The organism is Burkholderia sp. Bp9142 (assembly GCF_003853415.1).
In the GTDB taxonomy this organism is placed as follows: Bacteria; Pseudomonadota; Gammaproteobacteria; order Burkholderiales; family Burkholderiaceae; genus Burkholderia.
In genome coordinates this window covers 40592-57830 of sequence record NZ_QTPP01000026.1, presented here as the reverse complement: position 1 = coordinate 57830, position 17239 = coordinate 40592, and the positions used below count along the sequence as shown (strand labels likewise).

12 protein-coding genes and 1 pseudogene are annotated in these 17239 nt (G+C 68.2%); 9 read left to right on the top strand and 4 right to left on the bottom strand.

Annotated elements, in window-relative coordinates; translation table 11 throughout:
• Positions 1 to 35 precede the first annotated feature (35 nt).
• The 4 genes from DIE22_RS25355 to DIE22_RS25340 all read left to right on the top strand — a co-directional run bounded on the left by DIE22_RS25355 (position 36) and on the right by DIE22_RS25340 (position 7523).
• Positions 36 to 3116 carry an ATP-binding protein gene (locus DIE22_RS25355; RefSeq protein WP_124606351.1) on the top strand — a complete coding sequence of 1027 codons (3081 nt, stop codon included), beginning with the start codon at positions 36 to 38 and terminating at the stop codon, positions 3114 to 3116.
• A gap of 119 nt (positions 3117 to 3235) precedes the next feature.
• The gene (locus tag DIE22_RS25350; RefSeq protein WP_124500022.1) at positions 3236 to 3424 is read left to right on the top strand and encodes a hypothetical protein; all 189 of its coding nucleotides are present in this window, start codon (positions 3236 to 3238) and stop codon (positions 3422 to 3424) included.
• 349 nt (positions 3425 to 3773) lie between these two features.
• On the top strand, positions 3774 to 4433 hold the full coding sequence (locus tag DIE22_RS25345) for a response regulator (protein WP_124606350.1): 660 nt from the start codon (positions 3774 to 3776) through the stop codon (positions 4431 to 4433).
• Positions 4434 to 4514: 81 nt separating this feature from the next.
• Positions 4515 to 7523: an ATP-binding protein gene (locus tag DIE22_RS25340; RefSeq protein WP_124606349.1), complete on the top strand. Its 3009-nt coding sequence runs from the start codon at positions 4515 to 4517 to the stop codon at positions 7521 to 7523.
• Between the two features lie 366 nt (positions 7524 to 7889).
• On the opposite strand, the gene DIE22_RS25335 is transcribed toward DIE22_RS25340, so the two are convergent.
• Positions 7890 to 8906, bottom strand: coding sequence for a 1-aminocyclopropane-1-carboxylate deaminase (locus tag DIE22_RS25335; protein ID WP_124606348.1), 1017 nt, complete (start codon positions 8904 to 8906; stop codon positions 7890 to 7892).
• Between the two features lie 193 nt (positions 8907 to 9099).
• Between DIE22_RS25335 and DIE22_RS25330 the strand changes: the two genes are divergently transcribed.
• Both DIE22_RS25330 and poxB read left to right on the top strand, forming a co-directional pair.
• Positions 9100 to 9600: an Lrp/AsnC family transcriptional regulator gene (locus DIE22_RS25330; RefSeq protein ID WP_124499968.1), complete on the top strand. Its 501-nt coding sequence runs from the start codon at positions 9100 to 9102 to the stop codon at positions 9598 to 9600.
• A gap of 375 nt (positions 9601 to 9975) precedes the next feature.
• The gene (gene poxB, locus DIE22_RS25325; RefSeq protein WP_124606347.1) at positions 9976 to 11697 is read left to right on the top strand and encodes a ubiquinone-dependent pyruvate dehydrogenase; all 1722 of its coding nucleotides are present in this window, start codon (positions 9976 to 9978) and stop codon (positions 11695 to 11697) included.
• 154 nt (positions 11698 to 11851) lie between these two features.
• Here the strand turns inward: poxB and DIE22_RS25320 are convergent.
• Positions 11852 to 12705: pseudogene (locus DIE22_RS25320) on the bottom strand (LysR family transcriptional regulator); the annotation flags it as partial.
• 241 nt (positions 12706 to 12946) lie between these two features.
• On the opposite strand from DIE22_RS25320, the gene DIE22_RS25315 reads away from it, so the two are divergent.
• Positions 12947 to 13537: a class I SAM-dependent methyltransferase gene (locus DIE22_RS25315; RefSeq protein WP_124606346.1), complete on the top strand. Its 591-nt coding sequence runs from the start codon at positions 12947 to 12949 to the stop codon at positions 13535 to 13537.
• A 46-nt stretch (positions 13538 to 13583) separates the two neighbouring features.
• Here DIE22_RS25315 and DIE22_RS25310 read toward each other — a convergent pair whose 3' ends face one another.
• Positions 13584 to 14720: an acyltransferase gene (locus DIE22_RS25310; RefSeq protein ID WP_124606345.1), complete on the bottom strand. Its 1137-nt coding sequence runs from the start codon at positions 14718 to 14720 to the stop codon at positions 13584 to 13586.
• Positions 14721 to 15139: 419 nt separating this feature from the next.
• Here DIE22_RS25310 and DIE22_RS25305 point away from each other — a divergent pair, with 419 nt between their 5' ends.
• Complete coding sequence (locus tag DIE22_RS25305; protein WP_124606368.1) at positions 15140 to 15505, top strand: hypothetical protein; 366 nt, start codon at positions 15140 to 15142, stop codon at positions 15503 to 15505.
• Positions 15506 to 15627: 122 nt separating this feature from the next.
• Positions 15628 to 16194 carry a hypothetical protein gene (locus tag DIE22_RS25300; protein ID WP_124499964.1) on the top strand — a complete coding sequence of 189 codons (567 nt, stop codon included), beginning with the start codon at positions 15628 to 15630 and terminating at the stop codon, positions 16192 to 16194.
• Positions 16195 to 16224: 30 nt separating this feature from the next.
• Here DIE22_RS25300 and DIE22_RS25295 read toward each other — a convergent pair whose 3' ends face one another.
• Positions 16225 to 17100 carry a LysR family transcriptional regulator gene (locus DIE22_RS25295; protein ID WP_124499963.1) on the bottom strand — a complete coding sequence of 292 codons (876 nt, stop codon included), beginning with the start codon at positions 17098 to 17100 and terminating at the stop codon, positions 16225 to 16227.
• Positions 17101 to 17239: the final 139 nt, after the last annotated feature.

The window sequence follows — 17239 nt, the reverse complement described above, 5'->3', positions numbered from 1 at the left end:
CATGTTCCGCATCCCGGGCGCCGTCACGCCGAGTCATGTCATACAGCACGCTTCAGTCCATTCGCCGCTACCAGAGCATTTCGATGTTCGGGGGCGGCATCGTCGTCACGATCCTGATCCTGATCGCCTGCGGGCTCGGGATCACGTCGATCGTTTACGGCTATCTGGACGCCGAGCGGCGCAATTTCCTGAACGGCGTCGAGGAAGCCGTCGACGAGATGCAGGTGGCCGAGACGTCATTCCGCAACGGCGTCGCGAACACGCAGCTGATCTGGCGCGAAACGGGCGCCGCGCCCGCCGATGTCGTGAACGCTTTCTTCGCCAACGGTCAGCAGTTGGCGATCACGCCGTATCCATCGCTCGTGGTCGGCGTGCCGGGACAAACCGCGCAGCGCGACGAAGTCGCGCGCTACCTCGCGCTGTCGTTCCTGCTGTCGCGCATCTGCGCGGCGAGTTCGATCAATCGCGGGCGTACGCTGGAGGGCTATCACTACAGTACGCGTACCGGCCTGTTCGGCTTCGTGCCGCATCTGTCGCGCGACAATCCCGCGCTTGCGTCGGCGCGCGCGCGTGCCGACGTGCTCGCCGCGCTGCACGTCGATTTCGACGGCGCCGCGCGCGCCCCGGCCGACGGCCGGCCGAACGTGCGCTGGCTGCCGCCCTACGTCAACCCGGTGACGGGGCAGGTGCGCATCCGGATCGCCGCCGAGGCGCGCGCCGGCGGTCAGCCGTTCGCGGTGCTCGTCACCGAATACGCGCCGGAATACCTGCTGTCGTGGCTGCCCGGACGCGGTTTGGCCGGCACCTTCTTCGTCGTGTCGGCGGACAACCGGCTCATTGCGATCGACCCCGACGTCGAGCGGACCAACGCGCTGACCGAGCGCTTGCTGGGGCTCGACGTCGCGCACGGCGCTCGGCCGTCCGGCGAGCCGCTCTTTCGCGACGGCGTGATCGTGTTCCGCAGCCGGCTTGCCTCTACGGGCTGGACGATCGCGTACGCGCTGTCGTGGGCCGATGTGGCGGCCGCCATCGGCGTGCAGGCCGGCGCGCTCGCGGCGGCGACGCTCGTCGCGATCGCCGTGATGTGGCTGCTGCTCGTGCGGTTCCACCGGCGCGTGCTCGTGCCGGTCTATGCGCGTTCGGCACGTGTATTCGAGAGTGAGGCGCTGTGCCGCAGCGTGATCGCGATGGCACCGGTCGGGATCGGCCTCGTGTCGCTGTCCGACCGCCGCGTGATGCTCGCGAGCGACGTGCTGGCGCAGATGCTCGTGCCGCACGGCGGCGATCACCATGCGCTGACCGCGCAGGTGCTGGAGCAATACGACGCGTTCATCGCGAACGGCGGGGCGGGGCGGACGATGATGACCGAGCTCGTGCTCGATGCGGACGGCGCCGCGCCGTTGCATCTTGAGATCATCGCGCACAGCGCGCGTTACCAGGGCGAGGACGTGCTGATCGCGGCTTTCGCCGACACGACCGCGCAGCGCCGGCTCGTGCATCAGCTCGAGGAAGCCGTGCGCGCGGCCGATTCGGCGAATGCGGCCAAGTCGTCGTTTCTCGCCGCGACGAGCCACGAGATTCGTACGCCGCTCAACGTGATCCTCGGCAACCTCGAACTGCTCGGGCGCACGGCGCTCGATGCGTCACAGCAGAGTCGCGTGCAGACGCTGCGCGCATCGGCCGAGGGCCTGCTCGCGATCGTCAGCGACATCCTCGATTTCTCGAAGATCGAGGCCGGCGCGATGTCGGTCGAGTCGATCGAGTTCGACGTGATCGCCGTGATCGAGCGCGAACTGGCGGCGTTCGCGCCCGTCGCAAAGGCGAAAGGGTTGCCGCTGTTCGCCGATATCGATGCGAGCGGGGCGCAGCGCATGCGCGGCGATCCGACGCGGCTCGCGCAGGTGGTCGGCAACCTGCTGGGCAACGCGATCAAGTTCACCGGCGCAGGGCGCATCGTCGCGCGCGTGGCGGTGGGGCAGAACGCGCACGGGGCGCCCGAGCTCGCGATCGGCATCGAGGATACGGGCATCGGGATCGATCCCGCGCACCAGGCCAGGCTGTTCAAGCCGTTCTCGCAGGTCGACGCGTCGATCACGCGGCGCTACGGCGGCACGGGGCTCGGGCTCGCGCTGTGCGACCGGCTGGTCGCGGCGATGGGCGGGACGATTGCGGTCGACAGCGCACCGGGCATCGGCAGCCTGTTTAACGTGCGCGTGCCGCTGCGCATGGGCATTGCGCCGAAATCGCCGGCCGCTGCCGGCGCTGGCGACAGCCGGACGCTGATCGTCGTGTCGCCGGAGGACGCGTGGCGCGCGTTCGCATTTCCGCATCTGCGTGCATGGGGTTTCGATGTCGCGATGCATCCGAGTCCGATCGGGATTGCCGCCGGGTGCCTCGCGCGTGCTCACGCGATCGTGCTCTTCGGCGATTCGGACCAGTGGCGGCGCGAGGAGCTCGACAGTCTCGGCGGCGGCGCGCCGGTCGTGCTCGCTACGCCGGACGGTCCGCTGCAGCCGGACATCGCGGGCCGCACGATCCGCGTGTCGAGCTACTCGCTGAACGGGCTGCGCACGGCGATCGAGCACGCACGTGTCGCAACCGCCGAGCAGCGGCGCCCGCCGGCGGGCGTTGCCGGTGACGATCGACCTGCGGCGGCTTCCGGCGCGCGCGTGCCGCGCGTGCTGGTCGCCGACGATGCGTCGGTCAACGGGTCGATTTTTCGCGAGCAGCTCGACGTGCTCGGCTGTGCGGTCCGGTGCGTGTCGTCGGGCGGCGCCGCGCTCGATACGCTCGCGAACGGTGCGTGGGACGTGTTGCTGCTCGGCGCCGACCTGCCCGACATGTCGGCCGGCGAACTCGCGGAAGCCGTCCATGCGCGCGCGCTGCCGTGCGACATGATCGTCGTGGCATCGCATCTGGCGCCCGACGACGCGCGACGTTACGCCGCATCGGACGTCGAGTGCGTGTTGACCAAGCCGGTGACGCTGGCCGACCTGCGTCGCGGTCTGGCGCGCATCGCGCGACAGCGCGGGATCGCGTTTCCTGCCGCCGCGGAGGGCGAACGGCCTGCGTCGAGCGCAATTGCGGCCACGGTGGCGCACTGGCCGGGACGATAAAAAAAGCGATGCCACGGCGGCATAGATCGCCGGCGTCAGAACGGGGAAGGCAGACACGCCGCATCGCACAGATGTCGCGTGATTTAGACTGAAGAAGGAAGGGTAAGGCCGTGCGCTATATGGGAAAGGTGTTCGGGCTGCTGCTTGGATTTGCGACGCTGCCGGAGAAATCCAGACGGGATTTCCTCACGAGGCTGAACGAATTCATGATGATGTCGCCGTCGCAGAAGCGGCGGGCCATCACCGAGTGGCAGCATGCCACGGACGACGGGGCGGGTGAACCGGACAAGTCCGTGGCCAAACGTTAGGCAGCGGCTCAGGCCGTTTCGCGGGACGGGATGGATCGACGGTGTCGGGAGCGCCGTCGATCGGGTGTGCGTGGGCGGCGGATCGCCGAACGTGTCTGCCGTCGCGACGCCGTGTCCGAGCCTGGCGGCCGGCGCGCCGGCGGTCGCGTGGAAGCGCGGCGCGCGCCGGTGCAAGCGGCCGCCCCGATTGCTCGAGGCGACGCAGAACCCGTCTATTATCTTAAAATTACGCTGCGCACCGCCCGGTTCGCTGGACATCGCAACGCGACCGTGTTGCGAGTTCGATTCGAATCCCGGCGCGTCGCACAACATGGCACGTCAGGCCGCGTGTATCGGGAGAAGAATAGAGATGGATGAATTTTTTGTGCGAGTGATGGTGGCGGACGATCATCCTTCGTCCGCACTCGGGATGTCGCAGGCACTCGCGGGCAGCAGCACGATCAAGCTGCTTGGCACTGTCTCGAGTTCGACCGACCTGGTGGCGATGCTCGACGAGCAGCAGAGCGACGTGCTCGTCGTCGACTACGTGATGCCGGGCGGCAAGTATGGCGACGGTCTCGCGTTGTTGTCGTTTCTGCAGCGTCGCTATCCCGCGCTTCATCTCGTGACGATCACGATGATCGACAATCCGAGCGTGCTGCATGCGATTCAACGGCAGGGCGTCGGGTGCATCCTCAGCAAGTCCGACGCGATTTCGCATCTGGTCGGCGCGGTTCACGCAGCTTATGTCGGCGCGAATTATCTGTCTCCGTTCGTCAAGCAATTGCTGGAGGGCGCCGACACGTCGCCGGGCACGCGCGCGCTGACGGCCCGCGAAATCGAGGTCGTGCGACTTTACGGAGCCGGCCTGACGGTCGGCGAGATCGCTGTCCAGCTTCACCGGAGCAAGCAGACGATCAGCTCGCAGAAGTCGAGCGCGATGAAGAAGCTCGGCATCGTCCGCGACGCGGACCTGATCCGCTATGCGAGCGAGGGGCAACTGCCCGAATTGCCCGGGACCAATGCGTAGACGCGCAACCGGCGGGCGGTACCGAGTGACCCGGACGGCGCATGACGCCGTGCCGGCGCCGGGTCGACTTCGACGACACGTATGCCCACCAAACTGAAAGCACTGATTGCGCACGCCACCGCCGTCGCGGGCCGCAAGCCGTTCGAGCCAGGGCGCGTGCGACGCCAGCAGCAATGGCTGCTATACGGGAGCGGCGTCGCGATCACGGTGTTCGTGCTGGTCTGCGCGGCACTGGTCGCGCGACTCGATCTGCAGGAGTCGCTTGCGCAGTACCGTTCGGAGTTCCTGGTCCGCAAGGCCGACCTGCTGGCGGAGATGGAGGTGGTCAGGGCACTTCAGAACCGCTATGTCGAGAACCTCGAACTGATAGCCCGGCACGGCCCGGCCGTATCGCCCGATACGCTCGGGCGGTTCGTCGACGATCGCGGCAGGCTGGTCGCCGTCGGCCAGGCGGGGCGCGTGGCGTTTGCCGCGTTCGCGGTCGCTTCGTCATCGCAACCGGCGAAGGCCTATGCGCCCTTGCTTGGCAGGCTGCTGGCGCAGGTCGACGTCACCGGCAGCATGCCGGCGCAACAGCCCGGCGATCCGGGAATGGGCGGGTATCTTGTCGATCCGGACGGCAATTTCGTCATCGTGACCGGGTATCCGCTGGTCAAGCAGGTGCTGGCGCTGCCTGCCGGCTTCGACATCAAGGCATTGATACGGCAATTGCAGCCGCCGCCCGATTTCGTATCGGAGGCGGCCGCATCGGATTACCGGAAGATCCTGCTGGACCGGCGCGAGGACCCGCTGGTCGGGCGTTCGGTGCTGCGGTTCGTGCAGGCGGTACGCGACCCGCAGGGCAAGCCGATCGCATGGTTCGCCGTGGTCACGCGACCGGCGATCGACGATTTTCTCCGTTCCTCGTCCGTCGGCAAGGACTACGCGCTGGTCAACCCGGACGCGCGGGTGCTGACCGGTCGCGAGGCCGATCCCGTGCTGACCGCCCGTGCGCTCGATTATGCGCATGCGGCCCGTGGCGAACGGGCGGTGGCCCATCGCGTCGGCATGAACATCGTCATCGGCGACCGGATGCCGGGGTTCCGCGAGGTGCTGACCGCGACGATCTCGTGGCGCAGCCTGTTCGACGACGTGGCCGTCCGCCTGGGTATTGCAGTCGGTCTCGCGCTGCTGGCGATCGGAACGGTGTGGTTCGCGATCGTCATGTTCGACCGACGCGCGCTGCGCCCGGCGAACCGTCGTGCAATCCGGCTGATCGAAAGCGAGGCGCTGAACCGCACGCTGATTCGCACGGCGCCGGCCGGGCTCATGCTGCTGTCGCTCGCCAACGGCGACACCATGGTGCGCAACGAGGCCGCGCAGGCCTACGACGACACCGGGACGGCGGCGTCGCTCGGCAAGCGCATCTGGCAGGCCTACCACCGCGGCATCGCGGGCGGGCGGGCACCGCGCGTCGTCACGCACGAGTTGTCGATCGACCTCGTCGACGGCAGCGCGACCTATCTCGCGGCGCATATCGTCCGTACCCGCTATCGCGGCGTCGATGTGTTGCTCTGTACGCTGACCGACATCACCGCGCGCAAGCAGATGGAGGACAAGCTGCGCGAGGCCCGGCATGCGGCGGACGATGCGAACAAGGCCAAGTCGACGTTCCTTGCGACGATGAGCCACGAGATCCGCACGCCGCTGAACGCGATCGTCGGCAATCTGGAATTGATGGAGCGCGCGCCATTGCCGGCTGACGAGCGGCGGCGCCTTCAGACGGTGATGGCGTCGTCGGATGCGTTGCTGCGCGTGATCAACGACGTGCTCGATCTGTCGAAGGCCGAATCGAACCAGATGGTGCTGGAGGCCGTGCCGTTCGATCTGCGTGCGGTTCTGCGCGACGTCGCCGCGATCTTCCAGCCGCTTGCGGCGGCCAGGCACCTCGCGCTCGAATGCACGATCGAGCCGCAGGTGGCCGACGGTTATGTCGGCGACCCGACTCGCCTGCGCCAGATCGTGTCGAATCTCGTCAGCAACGCCATCAAGTTTACCGAGCGCGGCAGCGTGACGATCGAAGCGCGCCCGGCCGGCACCGCCGGTCAAGCATGTGGCGTCGAGGTGGTGGTGCGCGACACCGGTATCGGCATTGCGCCGGAGAGTCTGCCGACGTTGTTCGACGTGTATGTCCAGACCGATGCGTCGATCTACCGGCGCTTCGGCGGCACGGGGCTCGGGCTGCCGTTGTGCCGGCGCCTCGCGCGGCTGATGCACGGCGACCTGACAGTCGAGACCCGGCCGGGCAAGGGCGCGACCTTCATTGTGTCGCTGCCGTTGCCCGGCGCCCCGCCCGGATGGCGCGCCGCGTTCGACGAAGCGGAATCCGGCGCATTGACGTTGCCGGCATGCGCGGACGACGAGACCCCGCTGCGCGTGCTCGTTGCGGAGGATCATCCCGCGAGCCGTGCGCTGTTGCGCGATCAGCTCGATGCGCTGCATTGTGACGCGACGCTCGTCGCGAACGGTGTCGAGGCGATGCGCGCGTTCTTCACGCAGCCGTTCGACGTGGTGCTGACCGATCTCGGCATGCCGGAACTCGACGGCTTCGCGCTCGCGAACTTCCTGCGCGAGCAGGGGGCGACGGTGCCCGTGATCGCGATGACTGCGCATGCGACCGAGGAGGATCGACGTCGCTGTGCGCAGGCGGGGGCGGTGGAAGTCGTGCTCAAGCCATTGTCGATCGATGCGCTCGAAGCGGTGTTGCGGCGCCACGGAGGACGCGGCGCGACGGCGTCGCATCCGGCCGATCGTGTCGACCGGCAGGTGCCGCTCATGACGGAAGAGATGCGCGATAAGTTGCGGACCGCGACGCTGCACTCGCTGGCGACGATCGATGCCGCATTGCTGCGCGGCGATGTCGCTTGCCTCAGCGGCGAGCTGCATTCGATGCGCGGTGGTTTCGCGCTGGCCGGCGACGCGGACTCGAGCGATGCATGCGCGAAAGGCGAGCACATGCTGGCCGCGGGCGGTCTCGATGCGCTGAAGCCGGCATGGCCGGAGATACGCGCGGCGATGGAGGCCGCGCTGTCGAGATTGTCCGGTATCTGAACCGAATGGCGCCGCGCTTGCCGATGCGGCGGCGGGGCATGCTCAGGACGGTCATGGCTGCCGCCCGGGCTGCTTGCGATACCGGCGCGGTGGAGTCGGCACGGCAAGCCTGGCCTTTCGATCCACGCGCGGCAGGCGTAGCCCGATGCACGGGCGGCCGTCACGATGACGACCGTCCGTGCGATATCGAACGATATGTCGAGATCGACGCGTGCGTCGGCGATGCGAGCCGCGATGCCGATGAGGTACGGGTGAAGCAGATGGACCGAACAGCCGGCAGCACCGAGCGCACGACGGGCGAGCGCGCCGGGAACGAATGCGAGCGCGAACGGCTCGAGCGTGCGCCGGGCCGGTGTCGGCTTCACCTCACCCGTTGCGGAAGATTTCCGAGTAGGCGCTCAACGCAGGCACGCCGCCGAGATGCGCATAAAGCACCCGCGATCCCGGCTCGAATTCCCCGCGACGCACCTTGTCGATCATCCCGTGCATCGATTTCCCTTCGTAGACGGGATCGGTCAGCACGCCTTCCAGTCGTGCACACAAGCGAATCGCTTCCAGCGTTCCATCGTTCGGCAGTCCGTATTCCGGCCCTGCGTAGCGCGTGTCGAGCACCACGTCCGTTGCGGTGATCGGCCGGCCCAGATCCACGAGTTCGGCCGTGTGCCGCGCGATGCGCGTGATCTGTTCATGCGTGCGCTCCGGCGCCGCCGACGCGTCGATGCCGATCACGCGATTCGCGCGTCCGTCGGCCGCGAAGCCGACGACCATCCCCGCCTGCGTGCTGCCCGTGACCGAGCAGACCACGACGTAATCGAACTTGAAGCCGAGCTGCGCTTCCTGTTCGCGCACTTCTTCCGCGAAGCCGACGAACCCGAGCCCGCCGAGCGGGTGCTCGGAGCAGCCGGCCGGAATCGGATACGGCTTGCCGCCCGCCTGCCGCACGCTCTCCATTGCTTCTTCCCAGCTGCGGCGAATGCCGATGTCGAAGCCGTCGGCAACGAGCCGCACGTCGGCGCCCATCATGCGTGACAGCTGGATGTTCCCGACGCGGTCGTACACCGGATCCTCGTAGTTGACCCAGTGTTCCTGCACGAGCACGCATTTCATCCCGAGATGCGCGGCGACGGCCGCGACCTGGCGGGTCTGGTTCGACTGCACGCCGCCGATCGACACGAGCGTGTCGGCCCCCTGCGCGAGCGCGTCGGGGATCAGGTATTCGAGCTTGCGCGTCTTGTTGCCGCCGAACGCGAGGCCGCTGTTGCAGTCCTCGCGCTTCGCATACAGCTCGACCTTGCCGCCGAGATGCGCGCTCAGGCGCTTGAGCGGCTGGATCGGCGTCGGGCCGAACGTGAGCGGATAACGGGGGAAACGTTGCAGGTTCATCAGGGTTTGCTCCGACAGGCAGTGGGCGGGAATTCGAATCGGTCGGGTGCGGCCGACACACCGTGTCCCGATGGAAAAATGATAGGCAGGATCTCGCGAAATGAGCTTGCGAAATAAATGATGAAAACCTACGTTATCGATGAGTTTTGAATGGAGTAGATAATTCTAGTTCGTGAAACAGACAGGAGACGCAATGAAATTAGATCGCGGAAACGTAGCGCCGGCCGATGCCGTGCCGGCACTCGATCGCATCGACCGCGCGATCCTCAGGCAGTTGCAGCAGGACGCGTCGATCTCGAACGTGAGCCTCGCGGCGAAGGTGAAGCTGAGCGCGCCGGCGTGCCTGCGGCGGGTCGAACGGCTGAAGGAAATGGGGCTGATCCGCGGCATCGTCGCGCTGCTCGACCCGAAGCCGCTCGGTGCCGGGATGCTGGTCGTGATCGGCTTCGTGCTCGATCGTTCGACGCCGGAGGCATTCGCCGCATTCGAGAAGGCCGCGCAGAAAGTGTCGGGGTGCGTCGAATGCCACGTGGTGACCGGCGAATTCGACTATTTCATGCTGGTGCGCACGCGCGACAACGAAAGCTTCAACCGGCTGCATGCCGAACAACTGCTGTACCTGCCCGGTGTGCGGCAGGTGCGCTCGTTCATGGTGCTCAAGGAGATCCTGTCGACGCATGTGCTGCCGGTGTAGCGCTTGGTGATGTCGGCGGCAGGACTCGCACGCGTCGATCACGACGAGCCGGCGTCCGAGCGAGGCCGATCGCTTGGTTGGCCGCCGGCGCGGGCGCCCACGAAACGGTGACGCTTGCCCGCCATCGCGGAACGGGACGAACGGCAGCGCAATCGGTCACGGCTTACGGCTTACGGCTTACGGCTTACGGCTTACGGCTCACGGCTTACGGCTCACGGCTCACGGCTCACGGCTCACGGCCGCGTGGGCGCGATGCGCGTTCATCGTCACGACGTCGCTCGGCACGATCGCGTATGCTCGTCCCGTCATCGGCGAAGGCGGCGGCCGCCGAAGCCGGATCAATCGTGTGACGACCGATCAACGAGCGAGGGCATCATGGCAAGACAGACGATGGCGGAATACCTGGCGAAGACGCTGGCGGCAGCGGGCATCGAACGCATCTGGGGCGTGACGGGCGACAGCCTGAACGGGCTGTCGTTCAGCCTCGGCCAGATCGGCTCGATCCGCTGGATGCATACGCGGCACGAGGAAAGCGCCGCGTTCGCGGCCGGCGCGGATGCCGCGTCGACCGGGCGGCTCGCGGTGTGCGCGGGCAGCTGCGGCCCCGGCAACCTGCACCTGATCAACGGGCTGTACGACTGCCACCGCAATCACCAGCCGGTGCTCGCGATCGCCGCGCACATTCCGTCGACCGAGATCGGCCTCGGCTACTTCCAGGAAACCCATCCGCAGGAACTGTTCCGCGAGTGCAGCCATTTCGCGGAACTCGTGACCAATGCGTCGCAGTTCCCGCGCGTGCTCGCGCGCGCGATGCGCACCGCGATCGAAGCGCGCGGCGTCGCGGTGATCGTGCTGCCCGGCGACATCGCGCTCGGCGACGGCCCGGACGAGGAGCCGGCGTGGAGCGAGTCGGCGCCGCCGTCGATCCTGCCGGCCGACGCCGATCTCGACCGGCTCGCGGCGCTGCTCAACGAATCGGACGCGGTCACGCTGCTGTGCGGCAGCGGCACGCAGGGCGCGCACGACGAAGTGGTCGCGCTGGCCGACACGCTCGGCGCGCCGGTCGTGCACGCGCTGCGCGGCAAGCAGTTCGTCGAATGGGACAACCCGTTCGACGTCGGGATGACGGGGCTGATCGGCTTCAGCTCGGGCTATCACGCGATGGAATCGTGCGACACGCTGCTGATGCTCGGCACGGACTTCCCGTACCGGCCGTTCTATCCAGCCAACGCGAAGGTCGCGCAGATCGACTGGAAGGGCTCGCAGCTCGGCCATCGCGCGCCGCTTGCGCTCGGGCTCGTCGGCACCGTGAAGGAAACGATCGCGGCGCTGCTGCCGCGCCTCACGCGCAAGACGCAGCGGCGCTTCCTCGAGAACGCGCTGAAGCACTACGCGGCCGCGCGCAAGGGGCTCGACGATCTCGCGGTGGCCGAGCCGCCGGGCCGCGCGATCCATCCGCAATACCTGACGAAGATCGTCGACGAAGTCGCGGCCGACGACGCGATCTTCACGGCCGACGTCGGCACGCCGACGCTGTGGGCCGCACGCTACCTGACGATGAACGGCAAGCGCCAGCTGCACGGCTCGTTCAATCACGGTTCGATGGCGAACGCGATGCCGCAGGCGCTCGGCGCGCAGGGCGCGCATCCGGGGCGGCAGGTCGTGTCGCTGTCGGGCGACGGCGGCCTGTCGATGCTGCTCGGCGATCTGCTGAGCGCGCGCCAGCTCAACCTGCCGATCAAGATCGTCGTCTACAACAACAGCCTGCTCGGCTTCGTGTCGATGGAGCTGAAGGCGGCCGGCTATCTCGACACGAACGTCGACCTGAGCCCGACCGACTTCGCGGCGATCGCGAAAGGCGCGGGGATCTTCAGCGTGCGCGTCGAGCATTCGGAGAACGTCGAGCACGCGCTGCGCACCGCGTTCGCGCACGACGGGCCGGCGCTCGTCGACGTCGTCACGTCGAAATACGAGCTCGCGATGCCGCCGAAGATCGAGATCGCGCATGCGAAGGGGTTCAGCCTGTTCATGTTGCGCGCGATCCTGAGCGGACGCGGCGACGAGATCGTCGAGCTGGCGCGGACCAACCTGCGGTGAGATGGCGGTGCGGCGCGGGTGACGGGCCCGCGGCCGCGGCGGCCGGTGTGCATGGCGTCGGCCCGTGATCCGGCCCGGCCGGTGTCGAAGGCCGGGCACGCAACGGTGAGCGAACGGGCCCCGACTGCATGTCGCCGTTCCCGTTCGCGAATCGTCAGTCGGGCGATGCCGCGCCGCCGGCGGCCGCCCATTCGCGCACGGCCTCCACGAACAGCCGCAGTGCGGCCGGCGGATGCCGGTTCGCCGGATAGTAGAGGCACAGGCTGTCGAATGCCTGTTCCCATTCGGGCAGCACGCGCACCAGCCGTCCGTCCGCCAGGTGCTCGGCGACCCGCGATTGCGTGACCCACGCGATGCCGATGCCAGCGAGCGCCGCGTCGACCATCAGGTTCAGGCTGCCGAGCGTCACCGGTCCGTCGACGTCGACGCTCACGCGCTTGCCGTCGCGCATCAGGTCCCATCGATGGAGTGCGCCGCTTTCGAAGCGGAACCGGAGGCACCGATGGCGCGGAGGTCCTGCGGGCCGTCCGGCGCCGGGTGTCGCGCCAGGTAGTCGGGTGACGCCACCGCGACGAAGCGGACCGCGTCGCCGAACCGCACGGCGATCATGTCGCGCGGCACGTCCTCGTGCACGCGAATGCCCGCATCGAAGCCGTGTTCGACGATGTCGATCAGCCGCGAGTCGACGACGAATTCCACATGAATGTCCGGATAGCGCGCGACGAAACCGGGCAGCACATGCCGGATCAGCGGGCGCGACGCGGATTCCGACGCGCTGATCCGGATCTGGCCGGACGGCCGGTTGCGGGCGGTCGCGGCGTCGTTGATCGCGTCCTCGAGATCGGCGACCGCGGGCCGCACGCGCAGCAGCAACTGTTCGCCGGCCTCGGTCAATGCCACCGAGCGCGTCGTGCGGTTGAACAGGCGCACGCCGAGCCGCGCCTCGAGATGGCGGATCGCATGGCTCAACGCCGACGGCGACACGCCGAGGATGCGGGCCGCGCAGCTTCAGCAGCGCGTCGACCGCTGATCGGGCATGCGGCGGCACGGCCGCACCGGCGACGCAATCAGGGACAATCTTCACGTCGCCTTAAGTTTGCATTTCCTAGAATCGATGGATCGTCGCTTGGCCGCGGCGGACCGATTTGTCCAGGAGAATGCACGTGAAAGAGCCCCGAGTCGCCGTAGCCCCGTTTCCTGCAGTCATCGGCACGTCGAAGCTGAACGCGCAAGCGCGCAAGGTCGGCCGATGACCTGGCCGAACGCGTTGCGTGTCTCGGCACTGTTCGTGCGCGAGTGGGTCGGCCGCCCGGCCGCGGTGGGCGCGTTGTGCCCGAGTTCGCGGCAACTGGCGCGCGAGATGGCCGATGCGGTGCCGGACGGCGACGGGCTCGTCGTCGAACTCGGCGGCGGCACCGGCGCGATCACCGCCGCGTTGCTCGAGCGCGGCGTCGCGCCGCGGCGCCTCGTCGTGGTCGAGCGGTCGCCGGCGTTCGTGCAGCACCTGCGACGACGTTTTCCCGGTATCTCGATCGTGTCGGGCGACGCGCGGCAGCTCGAGCGGCTGCTGCCGCCCGACGCGCGGGTCGACGCGATCGTGTCGTGCCTGCCGCTGCGCACGCTGCCGCGCGAGGACGTGACGGCGATCGTCGATCAGTGCCAGCGTGTGCTGTCGCTCGACGGCGTGGTGATCCAGTTCACCTACGACCTGCGATCGCCCGACCGTCATCCGCTGCGCGATCCGGCATTTGTTGCCGGCGCCAGCCGGATCGTATGGGCAAATATTCCACCTGCCCGCATCGTGACGATGCGCAGGGCCGTCATCGGAGAGGCGGCGTGATACCGCGCTTACTTTCATCGACCCTGCAGGTGCCGTCGGATGCTGCTCATGTCGCGGCGTCCGGCACGCGTGCCGCAGGTCGCGACGCGGCCCGCCGGATGAAGCGGTCGAGCGGCGTCGCGTAGCCGCGCGCGATGACCGCGCTCAATCCGGCCGACACCACCAGATACGCGACGAGCAGCACGAGCTTGTCGTCGCCGTGCGTGGCGGCCGGAGGCCATACCGTGCGCAGCGCGCCGAGCGCGATCAGGTGGAACAGGTACAGCTCGTAGCTGAGCCGGCCGCTCCAGCGCAGTGGCGCGAGCGCGCGACCCTGCATGCGCGCGCCGCGGGCATGCGCGCCGATCAGCAGCACGGCGGTGCCGAGCGCCATCGCGGACACGCCGATCACATGGCTTCGCGCGATCGGCCAGGCGAGATAGAGCACGGTCATCGCGATCGCGGCCAGCCATTGCACGGGCGCGGCGGCGAGCTGCCGCCAGCCCGCGCGCCCCGCCAGCAGCGCCGTGCAGCAGCCGATCGCGATGCCGTCGAAGCACGCGAAATACGCATACAGAAACCCGCCTTCGTCGCCTGCATGCGTGAAACGGTACACGGGGCCGATCGCGGCGATCGCCAGCCAGAACGCGAACAGTCGCGCGTCGCGGCGCAGGGCGATGCACAGCAGCGGAAACGACAGGTAGAACACCTCTTCGACCGACAGCGACCACAGCACGCCGAGCGCGTAGTTCACCCATCCGTATGCGCCGATCAGCACGTTCATCCAGAACGTCAGCGACGCGAGATTGACGAGCCAGAACGACGCCGCGACACCCTTCGGCGCATGGTTCGCGAAGATCGGCACACCGGCCGCCGCCAGCCCGTTGACGAGCGCGAGCAGCAGGAGCAGGCACGGGACGATGCGTGCGAGGCGCGACACGTAGAACGCGCGCACGTCGACCGCGCCGAGGCTGCCCCATCGGTGGCGCGCATTCGACGTGATCAGGTAGCCGGAGATCACGAAGAACATCGTCACGCCATAGTTGCCGTTGCGGACCACGGCATGCACGGCGTCCCACCCGAACACGCGCGCGAGAGACGTGTCGCGCAGCGCGTACGGGATGTTGAAGTGATGCAGCAGGACGAGCAGGATCGATACGCCGCGCAGCACGTCGATCCGCGCATTGCGCGGGCCGGTGCTCATTGCGGGCGGCGCGGGTGCGTGCGCGCCGGCAGCGCTGAGGGGATCGCGGCGCATGAACCGGGGCCGGCGTCGGGGCGTGCGTCGAGCGGTGTGATGTGCCGGTGTTTCAAGCGAGACTCCATCGGGTCGAGGCGGTGTGCACGCCATGCGATCGGGCCGCCCGGAGGCGCCGAATCGTACGCGCAATGAAAGCGACGTCCGGCATCGCGGACGCCGGGCGTCGAGGTGGCGCACAGTGTATCGGCGCGGCGCGGGCCGTTGTCCTGTCAGCGTTGACGGGGCGCCGGCAGCACCACCAGGCACGCTACGTGCCGGCATGCCGTTTTTTGCACTGCAATACCGATTTTTTGCACGGTATTTATGCGCTGCCTTCTAAGCTCGGGATGTGTCCAACAGCCGGGACGCCCGCCGTCCTCGCCATGACCTTCATCCATCCCGTCCCCGTATTCGACGCCGCCGGCCGCCAGCTGCGCGCCGGCGCCCACAACACCGTCGTTCCGTTTCCGCCGCCGCGCCCGCGCCTGCAGTTGCCCGTCACGCTGACGGCCGATACCGGCGCGCTCGCGCACGCCCGGCTCGCGGCGCTGCTGCATTCGCCGCTCGGCGTGTATGTGGTCAGCGCGCGCACCGTGCGCGACGTTATCCGCGTGCAATTCGACATCGCGCCCGAAGACCTGGATTTCACGCTGCACATGCTGATCGCGCAGCAGACCGATGCCGTGATCGGCCCCGTCGCGCGCCGTTTGCACGTCGGCGCACCGGTTCGCCCGGCCCGGGAACGCTGATTGCTCGTACCCGTATCAGATTCGCCGTCGTTTCGCCGGTCGCCGTGCCGTCCGTCGGCCGGTCGCGGCGGACGTTCGCGCGCCGCGTCGTACGCGGCGCCGGCCCTCGACAGGGAGGATCCATGTACCTCACGGAAAAAGTGCACACCGTGCGTCCGGCGAGCGGCCGCCTGCGCGCGGTGACGCTGCCGTCGGGCGGACAGCTTGCCCGGCAGTTGCTGGTGACGGTTCGCACGGCAGACGTGCTGCTGCGCCAGGCGATCCGGGTGCCGGATCGCCATCACTGGTCGGTCGACATCGAACGCGTCGACGCGGCCGGCGGCCCGCTGGCCGCCTGGGATTCGCACGTGACGCTGCGCATCGCGAAGGCGTTCGCGCCGTCGGTCGATGCGAACACGCGCGCTGGCGATCCCGATCAGGTTGCGGTCGATATCCGGCTGTTTCTTCCCGAGCAGGCGTATCTGGGCGAGCAGCGCGTCGGCATCTTCGGCCGGCGGCACGGCAACCGGTTCGGCGCGACGCTGTCGGTGACGGCCGGGTCGCAGTGGGGCGGCCGGCGCAACGAATGCATTCCGCCCAACGGGCGGCACGTGCACGGTAACACGCTGGAAGCGCTCGTCGACACGGTGGCTGGCATCGTCAACGCGGCCATGCTCGCGGCCGGTCATCCGCGCCCGGGCGGTGCGTGACGACGCGGCCGGCGCGCGCCTGACCGTGGTTCAGACGTCGCTGGTCTGGCCGGTTTGCCGTTGCAGATCTTCCATCAGTTGTTCCGCGAGAAAGTCGCATGGCGGGCGCTTCGATTTCGTGCTGCGCGCGAGGATCAGCTCGAGCGGCGGCAGATCGGGCAGCCCGTGCGCGCGGCCGAGCATCGACAGTTGCGCCGGAATCGCGCAGCGCGCGAGCGGCGCGACCGCGAGGCCGGCCTCGACCATGCTGAGCAGCCCGAGCAGGCTCGGGCTTTCATATGACGTGCGGTACGGCACCTTCGCGCGTTCGAGGCTGCGGATCGCGTTCTCACGCGCGACGCTGCCCGGCATGAACACCGCGATCGGCAACGGCCGCTCTTCCCACACGCGCGGCCCGTTCGTCATCGCGGCCCACGCCATCGGCTCGTGGCGGATGAAGTCGCCCGACAGCCCCTTGATGCGCGTGCCGCACACGAGATCGACGGTGCCGTCCTTGATCAGCGGCGCGAGCGCGCTGCTCGGCAGCCCCATCACCTGGATCTCGACCTTCGGGTAGGTCGCCGAGAACTTCTTCAGCACCGACGGCAGCAGCGACGACGCATAGTCGTCCGGCACGCCGATGACCACCTTGCCGGTCACTTCCGGCCGCACCACGGCCGCCCACGCCTCGTCGCGCAGCGCCAGCATTCGTCTGGCGAATCCGAGCAGCACCTCGCCTTCGCGCGTCAGCACGATGCTGCGCGGCTTGCGCACGAACAGCGGCCGGCCGATCGCATCCTCGAGGCTCTTGATCTGCATGCTCACGGCCGACTGCGAGCGGTTCACCGCTTCGGCGGCGCGGGTCATGTTGCCGGTTTCCGCGACGGCGACGACGGTGGCCAGCACGTCGTGATCGAGCATCTTCATGGGTATCAGGAAAACTGAACGTAACGATCAGCATTATGCGTTTTTATTGTTGCTGTGTGTCTGCCATAGTGCGATCACGCTGGCGTTGTGCCCGAGGGCGACGCGGCGGCCAGGCCGGCTGAACCGGCGTGCAGGACTG